The following is a 5,552-nucleotide window of genomic DNA, read 5'->3' on the forward strand; positions in this document are numbered from 1 at the left end:
GCGCTCACCGCGCCGAAGCTCGCCAGCTACACGCGCCAGCGTACCGACGACCTCGGCCTCTATCTTCAGGATCAGATCACGCTGGGCAAATGGTCGTTCGTGCTGGGCGCGCGTGAAGACTACGCCACCACCGACGCCAACGAGTACGTCAAACACACATCCACGCGTCAATTCGATCGCGCGTTCACCTGGCGCGCGGGCGCACTGTACGCCTTCGATAATGGGCTTTCGCCATTCGCCAGCTTTTCGCGTTCGTTCCAGCCGGTGACGTCGGGCACGACGGCCGACGGCAGCGCGCTCAAGCCCACCACGGGGCGTCAGTTCGAAGTGGGCCTCAAATACCAGATTCCGGGCACCAGCAGCTTCACCACGCTCTCGCTCTACGACCTCGAACAGCACAATGTTTCGACGCCCGATCCGAACAACTCGAATTACCGTGTGCAGACCGGCGCTGTCAAAAGCCGTGGCGTGGAACTGGAAACGCACCTGAACCTCACGCGCGAACTGTCGCTGATCGCCGCTTATAGCTATACGAGCGCATGGGTCGCGAGCGCGAACGATACTTCGCTGGGCCACACACCCGCCGCCGTGCCGAAGCAGACCGCTTCGCTGTGGGCCGACTACACGCTGCATCGCGGCACGTTCAAGGGGCTGGGCATGGGCGCGGGCATCCGCTATATCGGCAGCACGTATGGGGCGGCCGACGATTCGTTCCGGGTCGGCTCGTTTACGCTCGTCGATCTCGCTCTGCACTACGAACTGCGTAACTGGAAATTCGCGCTCAACGCATCGAACCTGTTCGACCGCCAATACGTCGCCGCCTGCGCGAGCGCAACGCAGTGCTTCTGGGGTGTACGCCGCGAAGTCATCGGCACCGCACGCTATCAATGGTGAAATGGTGAGCCCGATGATGAAACGATCCCGTATTCCGATGCTGCGTGTGCTGGCCAGTTGTGTCCTGGTAGCTTGCGCCTGCGTTCACGCAGCGCCGGTCAGCACGCCCGGCGATTCTGTTGCAGCGGCGAATGCGCTGTTGCCCGACACCGAATCCTTCCTGCTCCAGAACGGGCCGCAAGGCCCGCGCTATCGCGTCTGGCTCTATCACCCGGCTGCTGGCGCAGCGTCGGCGACGATGCCGCGCGCCGCTGGCGAAGTCGCCGATACGTGCGTACAGGAAGGCGCGCCGCCGCTGCTCGTGCTGCTCGACGGCAATGCGACCTTCGCACTCGCGGTGAGCGCCGCGCGTCTGCAGTCGCGTTTGATCGGACCGGTGACGATCGCCGCCATCGCCGCCGACAACGACGCGCTGTTCGACGAACGCCAGCGCTTCCGCGATTTCACCACGACCAGCCGCGACGGCTGGGGCGTGGCGCGCGATGCACAAGGCAAGCCGCTGCAAACCGGCGGCGTGGATGCCTTCGAATCACTCGTCAACGAGGCATTGCCGCGCGCGATCGAAGCGCGCACGCATGAAACGCCACGCGCGCGAATGTTGTTCGGGCACTCGCTGGGCGGCTTTTTTGTGCTGCACGATGCGCTTTCGCAGCCGCAGGCGTATTCGCGCTATATGGCGGCCAGTCCTTCGCTGTGGTGGGATGCGGGTGCGTTGCTCGAACGCGTGCGCTCGGTGCGTAAGTCCGTTGCGGGTGAATCGGCTACGGGCATTCCGCTCGCGATTCGCGTCGGCGGCGACGAGCAACGGCTTGCGCCAGACAGCCCGCCAGCGCGTGTCGAACGCGTGCGTCACGCCGCGATGATCGACAATGCGCGGGCTTTCGCGGACGCGCTAAACGATACGCCCGCACTCGGCTTCAATGCCGATTTGCAGATCTATCCGGGCCAGAACCACGTTTCGTATTTGCCTGCGGCGATCAGCGAAGCCGTGGCACTCGCGGCCCGGCACGAATGCGCGAAGCCGCCGCAACCGTGACGCAACACGCGATGCCCTGCCAGCGCAATAGCAAATAACCGGGTATCGTGTGGTCTTTCAAATCTGCGCTTTCGCCCATGAATCCGATTTCCCGTCATCGAGTGCCCGCACGCCATGCATTGAAGCGCGCCGCCGCCATCGCCATGGCGTCTTTCGCGCTCTTCGCGGCCGGGTGCGCCGCGCCCACGCAACAAGCCGGACAGCCCACGCAAACGCCGGCCGCGAGCGCCGCTTCACTCGATGCGGCAATCAATGGTCCGCAGCGAAGCGATCGCGCCAAGGCGCGCGATGTTTATCGGCACCCGAAGGAAACACTGCAATTCTTCGGCGTGGAGCCAACGCAGACGGTCCTCGAAATCGCGCCGGGCGGCGGCTGGTACACGGATATCCTGGCGCCCTGGCTGCACGATCACGGCCACCTTGTCGAAGCCCAATACATCAGCACATCGCCGGAGCTGGCCGCCGAAGATCGCGACAGCGATGCTGCCTTCCTGCGCAAGCTGGCCGCCACGCCTGCAATCTATGGAAACGTCAAGGTGGGCACCTTGCGCGCGGGACAGTTCAAGGGTTTCGACGCACATGAGCAGTTCGATCGCGTGCTCACGTTCCGCAATATCCATAACTGGATGAAGGACGGCCAGATCGACGACAACCTGCGGGCTTTCTGGCTCGCGCTAAAACCCGGTGGCGTGCTTGGCGTGGAAGAGCATCGCGCGCAACGCGGCGCGACCGTGCAGCAGATGATCGATAGCGGCTATGTGACGGAGGAATACGTCATCGAACACGCCCAGGCAGCGGGCTTTGTGTTGGCCGGACGCAGCGAAATCAATGCGAATCCGAAGGACACCAAAGATTATCCGCACGGCGTCTGGTCGCTGCCGCCAACCTATAAAGGCGGCGATGCCGATCGCGCACGTTTCGCGGCGATTGGCGAATCGGATCGTATGACGCTGAAATTCATCAAGCCATAACCCGGGCTTAACGCTTTAAACGGCCGTCGTTCGCGCGACGGCCTGCAGCCTCGCCACATCGAGTATCGTCACCTTGCCGAATTCCAGCCGCACGATCTGCTGGCGCTCCAGATCCTTCAGCAATTGATTGGTCGTCTGGCGCGATAACGACACCATCGAAGCCACGCTGTTCTGCGAGACCAGAATCGTGCTCTGGCGGTCGTTGAGACCTCCATTGCCATCGGCCATCATCAACAAACGCCCCGCGAGCCGTTGCGCCGCCGAAGGCGCACTTAGCGCTTCCGTGTTTTTATAGCTGACGCGCAAACGTTGCGCCATCAACAATGCAAAATCGTGCCAATAATGCGGCGCATCCTTCAATAAGCTGCGCAACGCGGTTTCGGGAAATTGCAGAATGACCGCTGCGCTGCCCGCAATCACATCCTGCGCGCGTGGCAGCTGATCGAATAGCGACACCTCGCCGATCCACGCCGTGGGCCGCAATACCGCCAGCAAGGTTACACGCCCATCCACATCGACCATGCCGACTTCGAGCGTGCCGTCCAGCAGCGCATACAGCGAACATGACCGGTCGCCGCAACGGTAGAGCGCCGCGCCTTTATCGAGCTTCAATACAACGGCGCAGGCGAACAGCGCGTCCTGCAATTGAATGGGTAAAGCGCTGAACCACGGCGTGGATTCGATCTGCTTGCGATAACGGGTCGGCATGGCTGCTGCGGTTGGCATAGGCGGAATCACGTGTCGGCTTTCCGACAAATTGGGCGCGCGCTTGCCCCTATCATGGGTTCGCGCAGGTGCATTCATTCTTGCAGTAGCCCTTCAACGTGACCAGGTGGATCATGAATCATTTCGGCGACTACCAGTTCGAAATCTACTTCAACGGCCTCCAGGGCCGCAAACCGGATTTACCCGTCGATTTCCAGAGTCTCGAAGCACGCGCGAGCGCCGCGATGGCCCCGTCCGTGCTGTCCTATGTTCAAGGCGGCTGCGGCGACGAAACGACCCAACGCCGCAACGTGGAAGCGTTCGCGCATTGGGGTATCGTGCCGCGCCGACTCGTCGACACGCGCGAGCGCGATTTGTCCGTCGAAATGTTCGGCAAGCGCTATGCGTCGCCGCTGATGCTTTCGCCGATTGGCGTGATCGGCATCTGCTCGCAGGATGGCCACGGCGACATCGCGACGGCACAAGCGGCGGCAACCGCGGGCGTGCCGATGATCGCGTCCACGTTGACGAATGATCCGCTCGAAACCGTCGCTCAGGCGCTTGGCGACGGCGATGCGTTCTTCCAGCTTTACACGCCGAAGGACCGTGAACTTGCGGAAAGCTTCGTGCGCCGCGCCGAAGCGGCCGGCTACAAGGGCATCGTCGTGACCGTGGATACGTGGATTCCAGGCTGGCGCCCGCGCGATCTCAACGAAGGCAATTTTCCGCAATTGCGCGGCGTGGCGCTGGCCAATTACTTCTCCGATCCGCACTTCCGCGCCAAACTCACGGCGCCGCCCGAGGCCGATCCGGCCGCCGCCGTGCGTCTGTGGGCGTCCGTGTTCGGCCAGGCTGTGACGTGGGAGGATCTGGCGTGGCTGCGAACGCTGACCCGGCTCCCGCTGATCGTCAAGGGTATTCAGCATCCGGACGACGCACGGCGCGCTATCGATGTGGGCGCCGATGCGGTTTTCTGTTCGAATCATGGCGGTCGTCAGGCTAATGGCGGGATCGCGGCGATCGATATGTTGCCCGAGGTGGTGGCCGCTTGCGGGAATACGCCAGTGTGGTTCGACTCCGGTATTCGCAGCGGTACCGATATGGTGAAGGCGCTGGCGATGGGCGCGAGTATGGTGGGCGTTGGCCGGCCTTATGCGTATGGTCTTGCGCTGGGTGGCAGCGCCGGTATCGTGCACGTCATCCGGTCGATTCTTGCCGAAGCCGATCTGCTGATGGCCGTTGATGGGTTTGCCGATATTGCGGCTTTGCGGGCGGCGGGGGTGAGGCGAGTGACGGGTTGATCTGACTGAGACCGCTGGGCGGCGCCGATTATGCTGGTTTTTGTAGCGAGTGGGCACCGGGTCGGGTTGACGGGGAACGCATGATTGCTGCGGTCCCCGTCGCGGCACGGTTATATGGAAGGAAATTCGTCCTAAGGCGTCAGATCATCACCTACGCGCTTCCAACGGCAAGCGCCTTCCCTTTTACCCCACCCCATGGATCATCAAATAGATACGTGGGGCCGGGAACTGAGCCCGAAACGAATGTGAATCGATAGAAAATCTCATCGGCTTCACAAATTTCAAAGTACACAGCGTAGTCTTCAAGCGGTAAATCTAATGTAATTTTGAATTTTTCGGTCGCGGAAGCCACCTCAATCAAGCTTCGGTCTGAAATATGAAAGGGCGCAACAATACATCTGGCGCATCCGTCGCCCAGCACAAATTGACTTGTAACATGAAGGATGACTTTAGCCCCAAACGCATCATCAGGAAGCGGATCGAATATCAGATAGTCTGGGTGAAGCAAGGCACCTTGTGAGACATTTCCTGTCCCCCATTGGCTCAAGCCTTCTTCGTATGCTCGAGAACGAATCAGGATCTGACTATGCGATATCAGCAGATCAACAGTTTGGGTCATATCTTCACCCATCGCAAATCTCCACG

6 protein-coding genes are annotated in these 5,552 nt (G+C 61.4%); 4 read left to right on the forward strand and 2 right to left on the reverse strand.

The features are described from left to right. The 3 genes from VG320_RS13250 to VG320_RS13260 form a co-directional block, all read left to right on the forward strand. Positions 1-894: TonB-dependent siderophore receptor (locus tag VG320_RS13250; RefSeq protein WP_327200561.1), on the forward strand; the 894-nt coding region annotated here is incomplete at its 5' end. Positions 895-907: 13 nt separating this feature from the next. Next, positions 908-1,930: an alpha/beta hydrolase gene (locus VG320_RS13255; protein ID WP_327200562.1), complete on the forward strand. Its 1,023-nt coding sequence runs from the start codon at positions 908-910 to the stop codon at positions 1,928-1,930. A gap of 77 nt (positions 1,931-2,007) precedes the next feature. Next, entirely contained in the window at positions 2,008-2,901 is an 894-nt protein-coding gene (locus VG320_RS13260; protein ID WP_414696031.1) for a class I SAM-dependent methyltransferase, read from the forward strand. A 15-nt stretch (positions 2,902-2,916) separates the two neighbouring features. On the opposite strand, the gene VG320_RS13265 is transcribed toward VG320_RS13260, so the two are convergent. Then, positions 2,917-3,609 carry a Crp/Fnr family transcriptional regulator gene (locus tag VG320_RS13265; RefSeq protein WP_327200563.1) on the reverse strand — a complete coding sequence of 231 codons (693 nt, stop codon included), beginning with the start codon at positions 3,607-3,609 and terminating at the stop codon, positions 2,917-2,919. 131 nt (positions 3,610-3,740) lie between these two features. Here VG320_RS13265 and VG320_RS13270 point away from each other — a divergent pair, with 131 nt between their 5' ends. Beyond that, entirely contained in the window at positions 3,741-4,907 is a 1,167-nt protein-coding gene (locus VG320_RS13270; RefSeq protein WP_327200564.1) for an alpha-hydroxy-acid oxidizing protein, read from the forward strand. A gap of 151 nt (positions 4,908-5,058) precedes the next feature. Here the strand turns inward: VG320_RS13270 and comJ are convergent. After that, a partial coding sequence (gene comJ, locus VG320_RS13275; RefSeq protein ID WP_327200565.1) for a competence protein ComJ occupies positions 5,059-5,552 on the reverse strand: 494 nt, incomplete at its 5' end.

The organism is Paraburkholderia sp., assembly GCF_035948235.1.
Lineage (GTDB): Bacteria > Pseudomonadota > Gammaproteobacteria > Burkholderiales > Burkholderiaceae > Paraburkholderia.

What these genes read in the sequence shown, in the direction of transcription:
- VG320_RS13255 (WP_327200562.1), top strand. Translation starts at nt 908, where the DNA reads ATGATGAAACGATCCCGTATTCCGATGCTGCGTGTGCTGGCCAGTTGT.
- VG320_RS13260 (WP_414696031.1), top strand. Translation starts at nt 2,008, where the DNA reads ATGAATCCGATTTCCCGTCATCGAGTGCCCGCACGCCATGCATTGAAG.
- VG320_RS13265 (WP_327200563.1), bottom strand. Translation starts at nt 3,609, where the DNA reads ATGCCGACCCGTTATCGCAAGCAGATCGAATCCACGCCGTGGTTCAGC.
- VG320_RS13270 (WP_327200564.1), top strand. Translation starts at nt 3,741, where the DNA reads ATGAATCATTTCGGCGACTACCAGTTCGAAATCTACTTCAACGGCCTC.